Raw genomic sequence first — 18,437 nt, 5'->3', positions numbered from 1 at the left:
GGCCCCGTCACGGGGCACCGCAGCGATGGTCCTGGTCGTCGTCGGACTCGTCTTCGCCGTCCCGCTGGTCGCCCTGGCGCAGTTCACCTTCCGCCAGGGCACCGACGGCAGCCTGACGACGACCCACTACACGGCCATCGCGGACCCGGCGAACGCCGGCACCTACCAGCCCGTGTTCGACGGCCTCGGCGCGTCGCTCGTGATCGCGGTCATCGCCGTCGCGATCGTCCTGCTCGTGCTGCTGCCCGCCCAGGTCATCACCGCGCTGCACCACCCGCGGCTCCGACGCATCCTGGAGTTCGTCTGCCTGGTGCCGATCACCGTGCCGGTCGTCGTGCTGGTCGTCGGGTTCGTGCCCGTGTACCAGGTCGTCGCCCAGGTGTTCGGTTCCGGCGCCTGGACGCTGTCCTTCGCGATCGGCATCATCGCGTTGCCGTTCGCGTTCCGTCCGATCTCCGCCGCCATCACCGCGATGGACATGATCACGCTGACCGAGGCCGCCCGGTCCCTCGGGGCCTCGTGGTGGACGGTGACGTGGCGGGTGCTCCTGCCGAACCTGCGACGGGGGATCCTGGCCGCGTGCTTCCTCACGATCACCGTCGTCCTCGGTGAGTACACCCTGGCGTCGTTCCTCTCCCGCACCACCTTCCAGACGGCACTGCTCCTGGTGCAGGGGACCGACCCGTACGTCGCGGCGATCTTCTCGCTCGGCGCCCTGGTGTTCGGCTTCGTGCTGCTCGTCGCCATCGGCCGGATCGGGCAGCGCCGCACGCGCGTCCGTCGTCCCCACCCCAAGGACCCCGCATGACCACCACCGCACCCGCTGCCCCCGCATCCCTGTCCGGCACCGGCGCCGTCGTCGAGCTCGACGCCGTCGAGAAGCGCTACGGCACCCACCGAGCCCTCACCGGCCTGTCCCTGCGGATCGAACCCGGCGAGTTCCTGTCGCTCCTCGGCCCGTCCGGCTGCGGCAAGACGACCGCGCTCCGGGCACTGGCCGGGCTCGAGGCGATCGACGCCGGCGCCATCCGCATCGACGGCGAGGACGTCGCGAGCACCCCGGCGAACAAGCGGGACATGGGCATGGTGTTCCAGCAGTACTCGCTGTTCCCGCACATGACCGTGCGGCAGAACGTGGCGTTCGGCCTCGAGATGCGCCGTGTGCCGGCTGCGGCCCGCCGCGAACGGGTCGTCGACGCCCTCGACATGGTGCACCTCGCCGACTTCGCCGACCGGTTCCCGCACCAGCTCTCCGGTGGGCAGCAGCAGCGCGTGGCACTCGCCCGTGCGCTCGTCACCCGCCCGCGCGTGCTGCTGCTCGACGAACCGCTGTCGGCGCTCGACGCCAAGGTCCGGGTCTCGTTGCGCGAGGAGATCCGCCGCATCCAGACCGACCTCGGCATCACGACGGTGTTCGTCACCCACGACCAAGAGGAGGCGCTCGCCGTCTCGGACCGGATCGCGGTGATGAACGCGGGCAACATCGAGCAGATCGGCACGCCCGAGGAGCTCTACCGCGCGCCGTCATCGGCGTTCACGGCGGACTTCGTCGGGCAGTCGAACCGGTTGCGGGGCGACCTGCGTGGCGGCGACGTGTTCGTGTACGGGTTCCGGGTGCCGGCACTCGACCCCACGGTGGCGGACGGCCCCGTGCTGGCCTACGTCCGGCCGGAGGACATCGCGTTCGCTGCCGAGGGCGTCACCGGCACCGTCGTGTCGTCGAGCTTCCTCGGCTCGATCCGGCGCACCACCCTGCGGCTCGACGACGACACCATCGTGACGGTGCAGCACGAGGTCGGGGACCGCCGGTCGACCGGCGACGCCGTCGCGATCCGGCTGCTCGGCGCGCCCGTCGCCATCGCCCCGATCGCGTAGGGCGTCAGCGTCGGAAGTGCGCCCGCGGGTCGTCGGACAGGCCGATCCGCACGCGCTCGCGCATGTCCGCGGACATCGCGGGCAGCGCCGTGACGGGCGCCCAGAAGGCCTCGGTGTTCTCGCCGTCGGCGGGGAACGGTTCGCCGGACACCCAGCGGCACGCGAACACCAGGTCGAGGTACTGCGCTCGGTCACCGTTCGGGTAGGTCATCTCCGGCAGGGTCCGCACCCCTGCCAGCCGTTCGGCGACGGCGACCACGTCGGCTTCCTCGAGCACCTCGCGCTCGGCGGCGACCGCGGGTTCCTCGCTGGGGTCGACGATGCCGGTCACGGGGGTGAGTGCCCCGGTGTCCGCGCGTCGGACGACCAGCAGTTCGCGGTCGTCGCCGTCGCCGCGGGTGACCACCGCCGTGACCCCGGTCAGCCAGAGCAGGTCGGTGCCGATCTTCTCGCGCAGGGCCAGGACGAACTCGGGAGTGGGCATGCCGCAACGCTACCGGCGCCCGAACGCCGAACGCCGAACGGCGGGACACCGTGGTGGTGTCCCGCCGTCCTGCGTGTGCCGGTGGGGGGCTACTCGCGCCCGCGGATCGTGATCGCGCTCGGAGCCGATCGCTTGCCGTCGATCTCCTTGACGACCGTGATCTCCTGCGACTTCGGGGTCGACACCTTGATGGTGTACTCCCACTTGTCGTGCATCGGCACGCGGGTCACGGTGCCGTCCTCGTCCGTGAAGACGAAGAACGCGTTCGGCTTGCGGACGTCGGCAGGGTCGACGGCGATCTGGACCTCGGCGCGCTTCAGGTCGTTCAGCACGTGGCCGGAGACCAGGGTCGGCGCGGTGACGACGTCACCCTGACCGGGCTGGCCGCCGTCACCGGGCTGGCCGCCGTCACCGGGCTGGCCGCCGTCACCGGGCTGGCCGCCGTCACCGGGCTGGCCACCGTCGGTGCGGGTGTCGACGTGCTGGGTCAGCGCCGCCGAGGTCTGGCCGTCCTTCGACTGCACCATGGAGTACGCGTTGTCGCTGTTCGTCGCGACGGTGCCGATGACCTGCGCCAGGCCGGCGCTGCCGAACGTCGCCGTCTTGGTCGAGCCGTCGCTGTCGGTCAACGTCAGGGTCGCTCCCGCGACGCCGTAGACGTCGAAGACGACGCGGCTGCCGGCGACGTGCGGCTCGAAGGGGAGCTTCGGTGCCGGCAGGTCGGCGGACGCGCGCTCCAGCACCACCTCGGTGCGAGCGGAGGTGCCCGCAGCGGTCGTGTACTCGGCGGTGTAGACCGTCTTCTCGCCGTGCGGCGCGACCAGCCACACGCCCAGCCCCTGGTCACCGAGCGGGCCGTTCCACGAGCGGTCCTGCACGACGGCGCCGCCGGCGTCACGGATCACGGCGTGGTTCGAGCCGCTGTTGCCGTTGCCGAGGGCGGGCGCGTTCGCCAGGAAGACCTGCTGGCGGTCGCCGGAGGTGTCGCCGAGGACGTACTCCGGTGCGGCCGGAGCGTGCTCGCCGCCGGGCTGCCCGTCGCCGGGCTGCTCGCCGCCGTCGCCAGGCGTCTCGGCGTCGTCGGACGCGACGACCGTCACGTCGAGGGCGTGCGAGGCCGCGGACGTGCCGACGTCGGACCCGCTGACGGCCGTGACCGAGTGCTCACCGACGGACAGCGGCGCGTCGGTGGCGCAGAGCGCGAAGCCCTGGCCGGACGACAGGCTGATCGGCGCCGTGCAGAGCGGGCTGCCGTCGGTGTCGCGGACGGTCATCGTGCCCGAGGTCACCTTCCCGGTGCTGACGCCGAACGACATCGCAGCAGAGTCGTCGACGGTCAGGTACCCCGGGGCGATGTCGACGGTGTCGCCGCCGAACAGGGCGGTCTGGATGATCGGGGCCTCGGGCGACTCGGCGGCGTTCGCGGCGGCCGGCGCGAGCAGGCTGCCGGCGGCGACGGCAGCGAGTGCGGCGGCGGCCAGGGCGGTGGGGATGTACTTGCGGGGCTTCTGCATGAAGTGGTGCTCCAGGTCGATGGGCAGGTCCATGCAGAATACGAAATACCAACTGGCGTCATCCCGAGTGCGATGACAACGTCGACCGGACCGCTTCCGTCGCAGTGGTCATGACCAGTAGGCTGGGAGCGTGGAGATCATCATCCTGCCCACGCCGGCCGAGGTCGGTCGGGTCGCCGCGGCGAAGATCGCGTCCGTCGTCACCGAGAAGCCCGCCGCCGTGATCGGCCTGGCGACCGGGTCCAGCCCGCAGGGCATCTACGCCGACCTGCGTCGTCGCGTCGATGCCGGCGAGATCAGCTTCGCCCAGGCGCGCGGCTTCGCACTGGACGAGTACGTCGGCATCCCGCTGGAACACCCCGAGTCCTACGCCAGCGTCATCGCCCGCGACGTGGTCGCCCCGCTCGGCTTCGAGCCCAGCCGGGTCCGCGTGCCCGACGGACGCGCTTCGGACCTGGCGTTCGCGGCGAAGGAGTACGACGCCGCGATCCGTGCCGCGGGTGGCATCGACGTCCAGATCCTGGGCATCGGCGCGAACGGGCACATCGGGTTCAACGAGCCGACGTCGTCGTTCGCGTCCCGCACCCGGATCAAGACGCTCGCGCCGTCGACGCGCGAAGCGAACGCCCGGTTCTTCGACACCCCCGAGCAGGTCCCGACGCACTGCATGACGCAGGGCCTCGGCACCATCCTCGAAGCCCGGCACCTGGTGCTCGTCGCGCAGGGGGCGTCCAAGGCCGCCGCGATCGCCGCGGCCGTCGAGGGGCCGCTGTCGTCGTTCGTGCCCGGCTCCGCGCTGCAGCTGCACGAGCACGCCACCGTCGTGGTCGACGAGGCAGCCGCGGCCGAGCTGCGGCTCGCCGACTACTACCGGTACACGTACGACCACAAGCCGGAGTGGCAGCGCTTCGCGTAGGCCCTCAGTTGCGGGCGGTGGACGCGTCCCGCAGCCGTGACAGCCCCTCGCGCAGGGTCTCCTCGGAACACCCGAAGTTGAGTCGGGCGAAGCCGCGACCCTGCCGTCCGAAGGCCGGTCCGCTGGCCAGCGCGACCTTCGCCTGCTCGACCAGCACGGCTGCCGGGTCCTCGCCCCACGGCAGCGCCCGCAGGTCGATCCACGACAGGTACGAGGCCTGCGGCTGCCGGTGCTCGGCCCCGGGCAGGGCGTCGCCGAGCTCCTCGGCCAGGATGCGCCGGTTCGCGGCCAGCTCGGCGAGCAGGGACGCCAGCCACGGCCCACCCTCGCTGAACGCCGCCACACTGGCCGTGTAGCCGAGGATCCCGGTGCGCTCGACGACCTCGGCGGGCATCCCGTCGAACCACGCGCGTGCCCGGTCCGAGGCGCCGACCATCAGCGCGCACTTGGTGCCCGCCAGGTTCCAGGCCTTGCTCGCGCTGGTCAGGGCGACGCCGACCGCGGCCGCCTCGGGGCAGGAGTCCAGGAACGGGGTGAAGGTCGCGTCGGCGTGGGTGAGCGGCGCGTGGATCTCGTCGGCGATCACGACGGCGTCCCACTCGGCTGCGAGCCGCGCCAGGGCAGCGAGGGAGTCGCGGTCGTGCACGAGCCCCAGGGGGTTGTGCGGGTTGCAGAGCAGCACCGTGCGGGCACCCTCGGCGAACGCGCGCCCGATGCCGTCCAGGTCGATCTGCCACCCGGCCGTGGTGTCGAACGGGTCGGCCGGGCCCTCAGGCGGCAGGAGCGGGACCTCGGTGACGGACCCGCCGGCCTCGGTCACGTAGTCCCAGAACGGCGGGTACACGGGCGGCATGATCACGACCTGGTCGCCCGGCTCGATCACCCGGCGGAGCGTCTCGACCGCCGCGACCGACACGTCCGTGGTGGTGCGGACCAGGTCGGGGTCCACCTGCCAGCCCCAGCGGTCGCCGGCGAAGTCGGCGAAGGCCTCGGGGAGTGCCCGGCCGTGCCCGACGTACCCGGTGTCGCCCGCGCTGACGGCCGCCGCCAGGGCCTCGCGGACGGGTTCGGCGAGCATGCTGTCCATCTCGGCCACGAACATCGGCAGGACGTCCGGCGGGTACGCGGTGTACTTCTCGCTCGTTCGGGTCCGGCGTGCATCGAAGAGGGAGACCATGACGCTCATGCGCTCATCCTGGTGCATGTCAGGTGAAATCCGGACGTCCGGTCCGTGACGGGGTGACCGTCCCCCGTCCGAGGGGGCTAGCGTCACCGGCGTGAACCGTCCCCGCGTGCACCGTCGCCCGCTCCTCCGTCCGGTCCCGCTCGCCGCAGCGGCCGTCGCCGTCGCGCTGCTGGGCGCCGTGGTCGTGACCCCGCCGGCCACCGCAGCCGGTGCGACGGGGGTGACCACGGCCTCCCGGCCGGTCACCGACCCCGCCGCATCGGTGGACCCGTTCATCGGGACCAGCCACGACGGCAACACCTGGCCCGGCGCGACCGCGCCGTTCGGGATGGTCGCATGGAGCCCCACCGGCACCGCGGGCGACCAGACGTCGACACCCGTCGCGAACGGCTACTCGTACGACGTCGACCGGTTGCGCGGGTTCAGCCTGACGCACCTCAACGGTGCGGGCTGCGCACCCGGTGCCGCCGGGGACGTGCCGATCATGCCGGTCACCACCGCCGTGACGACCTCGCCGTCAGCGGACACCACCGACGCCGTCTACGCGGCCGGCTACTCCCACGACCACGAGTCCGCCAGCCCCGGCCGCTACGGCGTCCAGCTCGACAACGGGGTCCGCACCGACCTGGCCGTCACCACCCGCGCGGGCATCGGTGCGTTCACCTTCCCCGCCGGCGAGGCCGCCAACCTGCTGTTCCGCACCTCGAACTCGATCAACGGCAGCGAGGACGCCACCACCAGCGTCGACCCCCGCACCCGCACCGTCAGCGGCAGCGTCCTGACCGGCGGTTTCTGCAGCCGCCGCGCCAACGGCGGCGGCGCGACGAACCCCGACCGCCGCAGCTACTACCGCCTGTACTTCACGGCGACCTTCGACCGCGACTTCGCGAGCACCGGCACCTGGAAGGACGGCACCGTCCAGCCTGGAGGCACGCACGTCTCCGGTGGTGAGGGGTACCTGACCGGGGCCGACCGTGCCGGACGCGGCTCCGGCGCATGGGTCGGCTTCGACGCGCGTCGCGGTGCGACGGTGCACGCCCGCGTCGGCATCTCGTACGTCAGCGCAGCCGGTGCCGTCGCCAACCGCGACGGCGAGATCGGCCGGCGCGCGAGCGTCGACAGCGTGGCGGCGGCGACCCGGGCGTCGTGGAACCAGGAGCTGTCGCGCATCCGGGTCGGCGGTGGCACACCGGAGCGGACCACCCAGCTGTACACCGCCGTCTACCACGCGCTGATGCAGCCGAACACGATCAACGACCGTGACGGCCGCTACCTCGGGCCGGACCAGCGCGTGCACCGCATCGACCCCGGACACCGTGCGGTCTACGGCACCTACTCCGGGTGGGACCAGTACCGGGCACAGATCCAGCTGCTCGCGCTGCTGCGGCCGGACGTCGCCGGGGACATGGCCCAGTCGATGCTGCGGTTCGCCCAGCAGAACGGCGGCGTGTGGGACCGGTGGCTGCACCTCGGCGCACCGACCCACGTGATGACGGGTGACCCCTCGGCCGCGACACTCGCCACCTGGTACGCGATGGGCGTCCGGAACTTCGACGTCCGAGCCGCGTACAGGTCGCTCCGCACCCAGGCGACGACGCAGAACGCCGACGCGCTCAGTGACATCGGGTGCCCGGGGCAGTGCCTGGCACAGCGACCGGGGCTCGACCAGTACCTGCAGCGCCAGTACGCCGCGAACGACGACTGCCACTGCTGGGGTGGGGCCGCCGAGACCCTCGAGGACTCGATCTCGGACAGCGCGCTCGGGTCCTGGGCATCGTCGCTCGGGCTGCGGTCCGACGCGCGGATGTTCGCCACCCGCGGGGAGTACTGGAAGAACACGTTCGACCCGGCCGTCGGGTACCAGGCCGCACGCCAGGCCGACGGGTCGTGGGCGCCGGACTGGTCGCCCTCGACCGGCGTCGGGTTCGCACAGGGGACCAGCGCGCAGTACACCTGGCTGGTGCCGCAGGACGTGCGGGGCCTGTCGCAGGCGCTCGGCGGGGACGCCGCTGCCGTGGCGCGGCTCGACACGTTCTTCCACGACGACTCGGGGGCGTTCGCGGTCACCGGCGGCGACGCCACGAAGTTCGACCCGACGAACGAGCCCGACATCCACACGCCGTGGATGTACAACGCGCTCGGCCAGCCCTGGAAGACGCAGGAGACCGTCCGCCGGGTCGTCGACGACGCGTACGGCACCGGCCCGGGTGGGCTGCCCGGCAACGACGACCTGGGCACGATGAGCGCCTGGTACGTGTTCGCCTCGATCGGGCTGTACCCGCAGACACCCGGGCGGGCCGACATGATCGTGTCGAGCCCGACGTTCTCGACGGTCGACATCCGACGCTCGAGCGGGCAGCGGATCGGCATCCGGTCGTCCGGGACCGACACGTTCGTGCAGGGCGCCCAGCTGGACGGCCGCACGCTCCGGCAGTCGTGGGTGCCGTCGTCGTTCGTCACCCGCGGGGGCACGCTGTCGCTGCGGGTCGGTGCGACGGCGGACACGTCGTGGGCGACGGCGCCGGGGGACCGGCCGCGGGATCGGTGAGCGCGCTGGTCCTCGGCGGGGCCGTCGTGCTCAGCCGGTGAGCTCGGGGGCTGCGAGCAGGCGTGTGAGCGTGCTGCGCCCCAGTGCGTGCATGGTCGGGTTCGTGTCGCGGTAGTACCAGACGAGCCCCAGGGCCTGCTCGAGCGCCCACGCCGCCCCGCGCGACCACTCCACGTCGTCGCTGCCGGTCACCCCGCGGAACACCGTGCGGGCATCGGCGTCGAGCAGGTGCCACCCGGCGACCAGGTCGAGCGCCGGGTCCGCCGGTCCGGTGCCGCCCGCGTCGAGCACCCCGGCCAGACGGTCGCCCCGCACCAGCACGTTCGCCGGGATCAGGTCGCCGTGCGTCATCACGTGCCGTCCCGGCTCGGGCAGCACACGGAGCCGCTCCCACAGCAGCCGCACCCGGTCGACGGGCAGCAGTCCGCCGCTGCGTGCGAGGCACTCCGCGACCCACGCGTCGTGGTCGGGCAGGTGCCCGCCGCGGCCGCTGCCGGCGAAGGAACGCCCGCCCGTGTCGGCCGCGTGGACCCGCAGCACGAGTGCGGCCAGGTCCCGGGCGAACGCCGTGCTGTGTGCCGCTCCGGCGGGCGTCCCGACGTCGCCGGGGATCCAGGTGTGCACGGTCCAGGGCAGCGGGTAGCCCTCGCCCGGTGCGCCGATCGCGACCAGCTCGGGCGTCGGCAGCCCGGCGATGCCCGCGAACTCCCGTGCGGCGTCGGCTTCGTGCTGCATCGTGGCGAGGACCGCGTCCGGGTCGCCGGGGTGGAGCGGGCAGCGGACGGCCAGGTCGTCGCCGAGCCGGAAGACCGCGTTGACCGTCCCCGCCAGCGGCAGCGCACGGACCGGACGGCCGCCCAGCGCCGGGAACTGGTGCTCGACGAGACGACGGACCCGGTCGGCGTCGACCGCCAGCTCGCCGTCGTGCATCACGGGCGGTCGGACCCGTCGGATGCGTCCGCGACGGGCAGCTCGCGGCCGGCACCCCAGACGCGCTGCACCCGGAGCGCGGGCGACAACGCGACCAGGTCCGCGGCATGGCCCGGCGCGAGGCGACCCAGCCGCTCCCCGAGCCCGATCGCCGCCGCGGGGATGCTCGTCAGCGCGGCCACGGCATCGGGCAGGGACATGCCGGCCTGCTCGACCGCCATGCGCAGCGCGACGTCCTGCGTCAGGGTCGACCCGGCGATGGTGTCCGTCCCCGCCACGTGCGCGACACCGTCGGTCACGGTGACGTCCAGCGACCCGAGCGTGTACGCGCCGTCGGGAGACCCGGCTGCGGCCATCGCGTCGGTGATGAGCGCGACGCGGTGCGGTGCCGCACGCAGCAGCACCCGGGCGACCGAGGGGTGCACGTGCACGCCGTCCAGGATGAGCTCGAGCGTCACCCGGTCGTCGGCGACCGCGGCCGCGATGGGCCCCGGTGCGCGGTGGTGCAGCCCGGGCATGGCGTTGAACGCGTGCGTCAGGACCGTGGCGCCGGCGTCGAAGCCCGCGCGGGCCTGGTCGAGCGTGGCGACGGTGTGCCCGACGGCGGCGACGACCCCGGCAGCGTGCACGCGGCGGATCGCGTCGAGGGCACCGGGCAGCTCGGGCGCGATCGTGACCTGCCGCACGATGCCGTCGCCCGCGGTGAGCAGGGCATCGACGTCGGCCGGGGTCGGCGGCACCAGGAAGTGCTCGTTGTGGGCGCCCTTGTTGTCCGGCGACAGGAACGGCCCCTCGAGGTGCACGCCGACGATCAGCGGGTCGGTGGCCATCACGGACCGGATGTGGTCGAGCGTGGCGGTGATCGCGGGCACCGGGTTCGCGACCAGGCTCAGGACCGAGCGGGTCGTCCCGTGCGCCCGGTGCACCGCCAGAGCGGCCCCGAAGGCGTCGTCCTCGTACGCGGCACCGCCGGCGCCGTGCCCGTGCAGGTCCACGAAGCCGGGGACGAGCGTCGCGTCGCCGAGGTCGACGAGCTGGTCCGCCGTGGGGGCGTCGGTGCCGGAGCCGACCGCGTGGATCGTGTCGCCGACGAGCAGGACCCAGCCGTCGGCGGTGGAGCCGGCCACGTCGACCAGGTGCGCGGCGCGGACCAGGGTGCTGCGTGCCTCCAGGCCGACCGCCGCTTCGTCGCCCGCGCTCACCGCGTCTCCCGACGGAAGGTGACCACGCCGGAGGTGGCGGCGACCAGGACGAAGACCAGGCCGACCACGGGGTGACCGATCGAGATCCAGGCGCCACCGGCGGCGACGATGAGCGCGACCTCGACGATGGTCTTGCCCACGATGTCCGTCTCGATCGGCGAGCGCGTCGAGCGGAACAGGAAGAACACCACCGCGGCGAACAGCGGCGCACCGATCACGAACAGCAGCCCGGGCATCGGGAACGGCCACGCGTAGTACCCCCACGTCGCCAGGGACAGCAGCCCGGCCACGTACACGGCCACGCGCAGCACGCTCCAGAAGTCGACCCGGGGGCGGGACGGGGCGTCGTCGTGCGGATCCGGGGTGTCCGACCAGTCCACCGGGGACTGCGGGGCGTTGCTCATGCGGTGCCTACTTGAAGATGATCGTGCGGGCGCCGTCGACCAGGACGCGGTCCTCGGCGATCCAGCGCACCGCCTGGGTGAGCGTGCGGGACTCCTCGTCCTGGCCGATCGAGACCAGTTCGGACGGGTCCTTGGTGTGGTCGACACGGACGACGTTCTGCTCGATGATCGGGCCCTCGTCCAGGTCGCTCGTGACGAAGTGCGCCGTCGCACCGATGAGCTTCACACCGCGGGCATGCGCCTGCCGGTAGGGGTTCGCACCCTTGAAGCCCGGCAGGAACGAGTGGTGGATGTTCACCGCACGACCCTGCAGGGCGGCGCAGAGCTCCGGCGACAGGATCTGCATGTAGCGCGCCAGGACGACGAGCTCGATGTCGTGTTCCTGTACCGCGTCGAGGATGCGCTGCTCCATCGCCTGCTTGCTGTCGGCATCGGTGACCGGACGGTGCTCGAACGGCACCGAGTAGAACGCCGCCAGCTCGGACAGGTCGGTGTGGTTCGACAGCACGAGCGGCACGTCGATGGGCAGCTGGCCGCTGCGCTGCCGGTAGAGCAGGTCGTTCAGGCAGTGCCCCGCCTTGGACACGAGCACCAGGGTGCGCATCGGCCGGCCGACCACGTCGAGTTGCACGCGCATGCCGTACCGCTCGACGACGGGCGCGAGGGCCTGCTCGAACGTCGCACGGTCGACCGGGGCCATGACCTGCAGGCGCATGAAGAACGTGTTCGTGTCGTGGCTCGAGAACTGCTGCGACTCGGTGATGTTGCCGTGCGCCTGCACCACCGCGCCGGACACGGCGTGCACGATGCCGGGCTGGTCGTCGCACACCAGGGTCAGGGTCCAGTGCGTCGCGGTGCTGTCGGTCACGGGTTCAGGCTACCGGGGCGGGACCGGACGGGAGGCCCGGCGCGGACCCGGCAGGCGGGCGGGGGCCCGGCGGGTGGTGCGGCCGGGTTGGCACCGGCGGGGCCGCATCGCACCCCGCTGCGGACGTTGCGCCCCCAGGGGACGGGGCGCGATGTCGGCCCGGGGGTGCGATGCGCGGAGTGCGGGCACGCGGGCACGCGGGCGAGCGGGCGTCAGGCCGCGGGGCGCTCGCGGAGGGCGCGGTCGGCGATCGTCAACACGCTCAACAGCACCGCGATGCCGACGATCACCCAGCCGAGCACGTGCAGCCCGGCGGTGGTCGGAGCCTGCCCGAACACGCCGCCGATGAGTGACGATGCCGCGATCGCGCCGATGTACACGCTGGTGCGCGAGAGCCCGGCCGCGGTGCCGATCGACTCGGCCGGCACGATCCGGTACAGCGCCGCCTGGTTCGACACCGACGCCAGGGCCTGGGGGATCCCGAACAGCGCCGGAGCGAGTGCGAGCAGCACCAGCGGCGACCCGGTGTGCAGCCCGAGCAGCAGCAGGCCGCCGACGATCGGCACCGTCGCCGCGACGACGAGCGGCCCGCGCACGGCGGTCTTGCGGGCGATGAGGAAGGACGCGACGCCGGCGATGACGGCCGCGGGGAGCTGGATGTACCCGGCCTGGTCGCTGGAGTACCCGGCGACGTCCTGCACCCACTGCGAGAAACCGTAGGTCATCGTGTAGGCGAGCATGTAGACCAGGAACAGCCGGACGTAGGTGCGGCTGAGTGCCCCGTTCCGCGCGAGCATCCGGACGTCGATGAACGGCTTCGTGGCGCGCAGTTCCCACAGCACGAGTGCGACGAGCAGCACGACCGCGACACCGAGCAGCCACCACAGGCCGGCGGAGATGTCGAGCAGGAACACCAGCAGCGCGGACACCGTACCGGTCATGAGCGCCATGCCGAACGGGTCGAGCGCCGTCAGGACCGGGACGTCCGCGTCGCTGCGGGGCCGGAGCCGGTCGGACGGCAGCCAGAGCCCGGCGACGACCAGGCCGAACGCCGCCAGCGGGACGTTCACCAGGAAGATCGCGTGCCAGCCGAACGCCGCGATGAGCGCTCCACCCAGGGGCGGCCCCGCGGCGGCGGACACGAGCGACGTGATCGACAGCGCGCCGAGCACCAGCGGCGGGGTGGGCTTGCCGATCCGCAGGGAGTGCTGGCGCAGGGTCGTCAGCGCCGCGGGGTAGGCCGACGAGGTGCCGATGCCGATGAGCACGCGGGCGAACACCGCCCCGCCGAAGCCCGTCAGCACCTCGGGCACGACCCCGGCGATCCCGACGACCACCAGCCCGGCCATGAACACCTTCTTCGGCCCGAACCGGTCGGCGAGCTTGCCCATCGTCGGCTGGGCGATCGCGCTCGCCAGGTACAGCGCCGCCACGAGCCAGATCGCCTGCGAGGCGCCGATCCCCAGGTCGCGTGAGATCGGCGCGAGGGCGACCGACACCATCGTGGTGTTGATCGGGTTGAGCAGGGGGCCGACCAGGACCGGGATCAGCAGCTTCGGACCGAAGCCGCTGCCGCCGGTGTCGGGTGCGACGACGGGGACGGGACGCGTGGAGGTGGACGTGAGGGGGCTTCTTCCGCAGGTGGTGGCCGGGCGCCGGTGCCGTCAGGACTCGGTCAGGGGGGTGAGGATCGCGATGGCGCGGGCGACGGTGTCGCGGTCGGCATCGGGCAGCGCGGCGAGGCGCTCGGCCAGCACGTGCGTGCGGGTCGTCCACGCGTCCTCGCGGGCACGCGAACCGTCGTCGGTGGCGCGGACCAGCGTGCGTCGGCCGTCGGCGGGGTCGGGTCGACGTCCGACGAGCCCGAGGTCGACGAGCGCCTGCACGGTCGCGCCCATCGACTGCGGCCGGACGCCCTCGGCACGCGCGAGTTCGGCGACGGTGGACTCGCCGTGGCGCAGCAATCGTCCGAGTGCAGCGGTCTGCGAGGCGGTGACCTGGTCGGCCTTGCCCGTCAGCAGGGTCCGTCGGATCCGGCCGTGCAGCGTGAGCAGGTCGCCGGCGAGGTCGACGTGCGATTCCATACCGTCACGGTACTACTTCACCAGGCCAACTTGCAAGGCTTCCTTCCGAGTTCAGCCCTCGAGCACGATCCGCCGTTTCGTCACCGTGAAGCCGGCCCGCTCGAACGCCCGGCGCATCGGCACGTTGTCGGTGTCCGTCGTCCCCACCACCCGCGGCTCGCCCGCCTCGGCGTGGATGCGGAGCGCCTCGGCCAGCAGTGCGTCGACGATGCCTCGGCCGCGGTGCTGCGGCAGGACGCCGACGTAGCTGATCGCGGCGTCGTACGCGGTGCGGGTCGCCAACACGAACCCGACCACCAGGCCGTCGGCGTCCTCGGCGATGCGCCAGTCCTGGCGTCGGCCCGGCAGGGTCCGGTAGAACTCGAGGTCGTCCGCCGCGGTGCCGTGCGCACCGAGCTCGGCGACCGTGGCACGGGTGTGGGCATCGAGCGATCCGACGGTGACGCGCGCGAACAGGTCGAGGAACTCGTCGTCGTCGCCGGTCCGGAAGACCAGGTCGCCGTCCGGGTGTGCGGTCGGGAGGCCCGTCCCCGGCTCCCACACGACGCTCACCCGTTCGGTGGTCCGGACGAGCCCCGCGGCCCGGCCCGCCCGTTCACGCCACGCGACCGCGGCGACGGCCAATGGGTCGTCGTGCCAGTCGACCGCGACGTCGATCACCCATTCGGGCACCGTGCCGAAGGCCTGGGCGCCGGCACGGATCAACCCCGCGGCGACGGACACCCGCTCGTCGTCGGGCACGTCCACGATCAGGTCGTCCAGGGTGGACGGCTTCGCGGCGTCCGGGCCGCCCCACCACAGGGCCCGTCCGACCGGCCGGCCGTCGCGTTCGGCCAGGAACGACCACTCCGGGCGGTAGTTCCGCGTGCCGGACTCCTGCCGGTACCGGTCCGGACCGATCCACGAGACCGGGTCCGACGTGCGGAACGCGAGCAGGGCCTCCAGGTCGTCCGGGGTGGACGCACGGACCGTGACGGTCACCGGTGGCTCGTCATCGTCGTGACCAGGTGTTCCTGCACGTAGCCGAGCCAGTCGTAGACGTCGCGCAGGCCGACCCCGTCGGCGGCGGTACGGGTCGCTTCCTCGGTGTCGGCGTCGACGATGCCGAGCCGGTCCGCGATCGTCAGCCGCAGGTCGGTCAGGCACCGCAGCCAGGACTGCTCGTCCGCCGGGGTCAGCGCGCCCTCGCGCGCACCGGTCAGCCAGGCGTGCACGGTCTCGGCGTTCGCGGCCTTGGCGTCCCGCAGGTCGTCACGGGTGTACCGGCGGAACTCGGCGCTCGCCTGCCGGTCGCCGGGGTAGGCGTCCGGGAACATCCGCAGCGTGACGGGGTCGGAGTCCAGGTCGCCGTCGAGCAGCTCGCGCAGCTGGTCGACCAGGCTGGTGAGCAGCGAGCGCTCGCCGGAGGCCAGGCCGAGGTGGACGCCGTCGCGGTGCCGGACGAACGGGATCATGCGCGGTGTCCGGTCGTGCGTTCGCACGTCATACGTGTGCTCGTCATGCTTCGGGGGCCCGGTCGACGGTCGCCTGCAGGCCGAAGCCGTGCATGGCCTGCACATGTCGTTCCATCGCCTCGCGGTTGCCCGTGGCGACGACCGCGCGGCCCTCGGCGTCGACCTGGTGCATGAGCCGCTCGGCCTTCGCGCGGGGGAACCCGAAGTAGCTCTGGAAGACGTACGTGACGTACGACATCAGGTTGACCGGGTCGTCCCACACGACCGTCACCCACGGGACGTCGGGCCGCAGCCGGGTGCGCTCGTCCGTGTCGGCGTCGGTGCGCTCGTCGACGGACGGCGTCAACAGGGTCATGGAACCAGGGTGACACAGACCGGGCGGCTCGGTACGATCGTGTGGTCGCGACTGGCGTCGGATGGGTCACCATCAGGGAGCGACACTCGACACGGTGCGTGGCCGTACGCCTGGGCCACGCCGACCGATCCTCGCCGCCGGACACGTCCGGCTCGTCACCAAGGAGTCCCGTGTCCATCACCGATCTGTCCCCGTTCGAGTCGTCCTCGATCGACAACGCCCCCGTGTCCTCTGCTGCTGCCGACATCGCCGCAGCCCGAGCCGCCTTCAACGCCCCGCTCAGCGAAGTCGACCCCGAGATCGCCCGGGTGCTGCAACAGGAGCTCGGCCGGCAGCGCGACTTCCTCGAGATGATCGCGTCGGAGAACTTCGTCCCGCGCGCGGTGCTCGAGTCGCAGGGCTCGGTCCTGACGAACAAGTACGCCGAGGGCTACCCCGGCAAGCGCTACTACGGCGGCTGCGAGTACGTCGACGTCGCCGAGTCGCTGGCCATCGAGCGCGCCAAGAAGCTCTTCGGCGCCGACTACGCCAACGTCCAGCCGCACTCCGGCGCCACCGCCAACGCCGCCGTGCTGCACGCCATCGCATCGGCCGGCGACACCATCCTCGGCCTCGAGCTCGCCCACGGTGGGCACCTGACCCACGGCATGAAGCTCAACTTCTCGGGCCGCATCTACAACGCCGTGTCCTACGGCGTCGACCCCACCACGTTCCAGGTCGACTACGACGACATCCGCGCCAAGGCCGTCGAGCACCAGCCCAAGGTCATCATCGCCGGCTGGTCGGCGTACCCGCGGCAGCTCGACTTCGCGAAGTTCCGCGAGATCGCGGACGAGGTCGGCGCCAAGCTCTGGGTGGACATGGCGCACTTCGCCGGGCTCGTCGCCGCCGGTCTGCACCCGTCGCCCGTCCCGCACGCCCACGTCGTCTCGACCACCGTGCACAAGACCCTCGCCGGCCCGCGCTCCGGCCTGATCCTGTCGAACGACGAGACCCTGTTCAAGAAGCTCAACTCGGCCGTGTTCCCGGGGCAGCAGGGTGGCCCGCTCATGCACGTCATCGCAGCCAAGGCCACCGCGTTCCTGCTCGCGGCGACGCCCGAGTTCAAGGACCGGCAGGAGCGCACCATCCGCGGTGCCCAGGCGCTCGCAGCCCGCCTGACGCAGGCCGACGCACGCCAGGCCGGCATCGACGTCCTGACCGGTGGCACCGACGTGCACCTGGTGCTGGTCGACCTGCGCGAGTCCGAGGTCGACGGCAAGCAGGCCGAAGACCTGCTGCACGACGTCGGCATCACCGTGAACCGCAACTCCGTGCCGTTCGACCCGCGCCCGCCGATGGTCACCTCGGGTGTCCGCATCGGCACCTCGGCGCTCGCCACCCGCGGGTTCAGCGACGCCGAGTTCACCGAGGTCGCGGACATCATCGCGCTGACCCTCATGCCGAACCCGGACGTCGCGGCGCTCTCCGCCCGGGTCAAGGCCCTGACCGACGCGTTCCCGCTGTACGCGTGAGCGACACCACCGCGCTGGTCCACGAACGGTGGGCCGGCGAGGGCTCTGCCGTCCGCATCGACGGCACCGCCCTGGCCGCCCGCACGCTCGACGACCTCAAGCTCCGCATCGACCGGCTGCACGACCACGGGTTCCGCCCCGGGCTCGGGACCATCCTGGTCGGGCAGAACGCCGGCTCGCTGTCGTACGTCGCGGGCAAGCACCGCGACTCGGCGCAGATCGGGCTCGACTCGATCCGCATCGACCTGCCCGAGACCGCATCCGCCGCGGACATCCGGTCGGCGATCCTGCAGATGAACGACGACCCCCGGGTCACCGCGTTCATCGTGCAGCTCCCGCTGCCGCAGGGCATCGACCCCATCCCGATGCTCGAGCTCATGAACCCGTCGAAGGACGCCGACGGCCTGCACCCGACCAACCTCGGCGAGCTCGTCCTGGCCGTCCCGGGGGGCGCCGGCACGATCGACGCCCCGCTGCCGTGCACCCCGCGCGGCATCGTGGCGATGCTCGAGGCCTACGCCATCCCGATCCGCGGGCAGCACGTCACGATCATCGGCCAGGGGCTGACGGTCGGACGTCCGCTCGGGCTGCTGCTCACCCGGCTCGAGGCCACGGCCACGCTGACCCACTCCCTGACCGAGGACGTCGCTGCCGAGTGCCGTCGCGCCGACATCATCGTCGCCGCGGCCGGCGTCGCCGGACTGGTCAAGCCGGACTGGGTCAAGCCGGGTGCAGCAGTCATCGACGTCGGCATCAGCCGCGTCGTGAACCCCGACACCGGCAAGGCGAAGCTGCACGGTGACGTCGACCCCGCGGTCGCGTCGGTCGCCGGGTTCATGTCGCCCACACCGGGCGGCGTCGGGCCGATGACCCGGGCGATGCTCATGAAGAACGTCGTCGAGGCCGCCGAGCGCCACCTGCACTGAGCGGGTGCGGGTGCGGGTGCGGCTGCTGCTGCGCCTGCGCCGTGCGGCCGCACCATCAGGGTCCGCACAACCGAAAGCACCTCGCACCACGGAATTCCGCGGTGCGAGGTGCTTTCGGTTGTGCGAACGCAATCGGCGCCGGAGTTCGGGCGGGCGCCGGGGTTCGGCGGGCGCCGC

At 72.5% G+C, this 18,437-nt stretch carries 18 protein-coding genes and 1 riboswitch; of the genes, 6 read left to right on the top strand and 12 right to left on the bottom strand.

Going from position 1 to position 18,437, the window contains the following annotated elements:
* Positions 1-25 precede the first annotated feature (25 nt).
* Both MT346_RS10345 and MT346_RS10340 read left to right on the top strand, forming a co-directional pair.
* Complete coding sequence (locus tag MT346_RS10345; RefSeq protein ID WP_243562980.1) at positions 26-808, top strand: ABC transporter permease; 783 nt, start codon at positions 26-28, stop codon at positions 806-808.
* Positions 805-1,875 carry an ABC transporter ATP-binding protein gene (locus tag MT346_RS10340; RefSeq protein WP_243562979.1) on the top strand — a complete coding sequence of 357 codons (1,071 nt, stop codon included), beginning with the start codon at positions 805-807 and terminating at the stop codon, positions 1,873-1,875. Before MT346_RS10345 ends, MT346_RS10340 begins: the two co-directional genes overlap by 4 nt.
* 4 nt (positions 1,876-1,879) lie before the next feature.
* Here the strand turns inward: MT346_RS10340 and MT346_RS10335 are convergent, their stop codons facing one another.
* Together MT346_RS10335 and MT346_RS10330 are read right to left on the bottom strand one after the other, a co-directional pair.
* Positions 1,880-2,359 (bottom strand): NUDIX domain-containing protein, encoded by a 480-nt coding sequence (locus MT346_RS10335; RefSeq protein WP_243562978.1) that lies wholly within the window; start codon positions 2,357-2,359, stop codon positions 1,880-1,882.
* Positions 2,360-2,448: 89 nt separating this feature from the next.
* Positions 2,449-3,906 carry a hypothetical protein gene (locus MT346_RS10330; protein ID WP_243562977.1) on the bottom strand — a complete coding sequence of 486 codons (1,458 nt, stop codon included), beginning with the start codon at positions 3,904-3,906 and terminating at the stop codon, positions 2,449-2,451.
* A 97-nt stretch (positions 3,907-4,003) separates the two neighbouring features.
* Here MT346_RS10330 and nagB point away from each other — a divergent pair, with 97 nt between their 5' ends.
* A complete protein-coding gene (gene nagB, locus MT346_RS10325) occupies positions 4,004-4,789 on the top strand; it encodes a glucosamine-6-phosphate deaminase (protein ID WP_243562976.1) in 786 nt (261 codons plus the stop codon).
* Between the two features lie 4 nt (positions 4,790-4,793).
* On the opposite strand, the gene MT346_RS10320 is transcribed toward nagB, so the two are convergent.
* On the bottom strand, positions 4,794-5,975 hold the full coding sequence (locus MT346_RS10320) for a MalY/PatB family protein (RefSeq protein ID WP_243562975.1): 1,182 nt from the start codon (positions 5,973-5,975) through the stop codon (positions 4,794-4,796).
* A gap of 91 nt (positions 5,976-6,066) precedes the next feature.
* Between MT346_RS10320 and MT346_RS10315 the strand changes: the two genes are divergently transcribed.
* Entirely contained in the window at positions 6,067-8,523 is a 2,457-nt protein-coding gene (locus MT346_RS10315) for a GH92 family glycosyl hydrolase (RefSeq protein ID WP_243562974.1), read from the top strand.
* A 30-nt stretch (positions 8,524-8,553) separates the two neighbouring features.
* Here the strand turns inward: MT346_RS10315 and MT346_RS10310 are convergent, their stop codons facing one another.
* From MT346_RS10310 to clpS, 9 genes are all read right to left on the bottom strand, one after another.
* A complete protein-coding gene (locus MT346_RS10310) occupies positions 8,554-9,453 on the bottom strand; it encodes a phosphotransferase (RefSeq protein WP_243562973.1) in 900 nt (299 codons plus the stop codon).
* On the bottom strand, positions 9,453-10,655 hold the full coding sequence (gene nagA, locus MT346_RS10305) for an N-acetylglucosamine-6-phosphate deacetylase (RefSeq protein ID WP_243562972.1): 1,203 nt from the start codon (positions 10,653-10,655) through the stop codon (positions 9,453-9,455). Before nagA ends, MT346_RS10310 begins: the two co-directional genes overlap by 1 nt.
* On the bottom strand, positions 10,652-11,059 hold the full coding sequence (locus MT346_RS10300) for a YrdB family protein (protein ID WP_243562971.1): 408 nt from the start codon (positions 11,057-11,059) through the stop codon (positions 10,652-10,654). The genes nagA and MT346_RS10300 overlap by 4 nt, the downstream gene beginning before the upstream one ends.
* A gap of 7 nt (positions 11,060-11,066) precedes the next feature.
* A complete protein-coding gene (gene purU, locus MT346_RS10295; RefSeq protein WP_243562970.1) occupies positions 11,067-11,927 on the bottom strand; it encodes a formyltetrahydrofolate deformylase in 861 nt (286 codons plus the stop codon).
* Positions 11,928-12,139: 212 nt separating this feature from the next.
* A complete protein-coding gene (locus MT346_RS10290; protein ID WP_279396947.1) occupies positions 12,140-13,453 on the bottom strand; it encodes an MFS transporter in 1,314 nt (437 codons plus the stop codon).
* Between the two features lie 138 nt (positions 13,454-13,591).
* Positions 13,592-14,011: a MarR family winged helix-turn-helix transcriptional regulator gene (locus tag MT346_RS10285; RefSeq protein WP_243562968.1), complete on the bottom strand. Its 420-nt coding sequence runs from the start codon at positions 14,009-14,011 to the stop codon at positions 13,592-13,594.
* 51 nt (positions 14,012-14,062) lie between these two features.
* Positions 14,063-14,992 (bottom strand): GNAT family N-acetyltransferase, encoded by a 930-nt coding sequence (locus tag MT346_RS18405; protein ID WP_243562967.1) that lies wholly within the window; start codon positions 14,990-14,992, stop codon positions 14,063-14,065.
* Complete coding sequence (locus MT346_RS10275; protein WP_243562966.1) at positions 14,989-15,465, bottom strand: DUF2017 family protein; 477 nt, start codon at positions 15,463-15,465, stop codon at positions 14,989-14,991. Before MT346_RS10275 ends, MT346_RS18405 begins: the two co-directional genes overlap by 4 nt.
* A gap of 43 nt (positions 15,466-15,508) precedes the next feature.
* Positions 15,509-15,820 carry an ATP-dependent Clp protease adapter ClpS gene (clpS, locus tag MT346_RS10270; protein ID WP_243562965.1) on the bottom strand — a complete coding sequence of 104 codons (312 nt, stop codon included), beginning with the start codon at positions 15,818-15,820 and terminating at the stop codon, positions 15,509-15,511.
* Positions 15,821-15,856: 36 nt separating this feature from the next.
* Positions 15,857-15,943, top strand: a riboswitch (ZMP/ZTP riboswitch).
* 122 nt (positions 15,944-16,065) lie between these two features.
* Between clpS and glyA the strand changes: the two genes are divergently transcribed.
* Together glyA and MT346_RS10260 are read left to right on the top strand one after the other, a co-directional pair.
* Entirely contained in the window at positions 16,066-17,334 is a 1,269-nt protein-coding gene (gene glyA, locus MT346_RS10265) for a serine hydroxymethyltransferase (RefSeq protein ID WP_308221889.1), read from the top strand.
* Positions 17,331-18,260 carry a tetrahydrofolate dehydrogenase/cyclohydrolase catalytic domain-containing protein gene (locus MT346_RS10260; RefSeq protein ID WP_243562964.1) on the top strand — a complete coding sequence of 310 codons (930 nt, stop codon included), beginning with the start codon at positions 17,331-17,333 and terminating at the stop codon, positions 18,258-18,260. Before glyA ends, MT346_RS10260 begins: the two co-directional genes overlap by 4 nt.
* Positions 18,261-18,437: the final 177 nt, after the last annotated feature.

This window comes from Curtobacterium sp. VKM Ac-2922 (assembly GCF_022815645.1).
Lineage (GTDB): Bacteria > Actinomycetota > Actinomycetes > Actinomycetales > Microbacteriaceae > Curtobacterium.
This window is presented reverse-complemented; position numbering and strand designations above follow the sequence as displayed.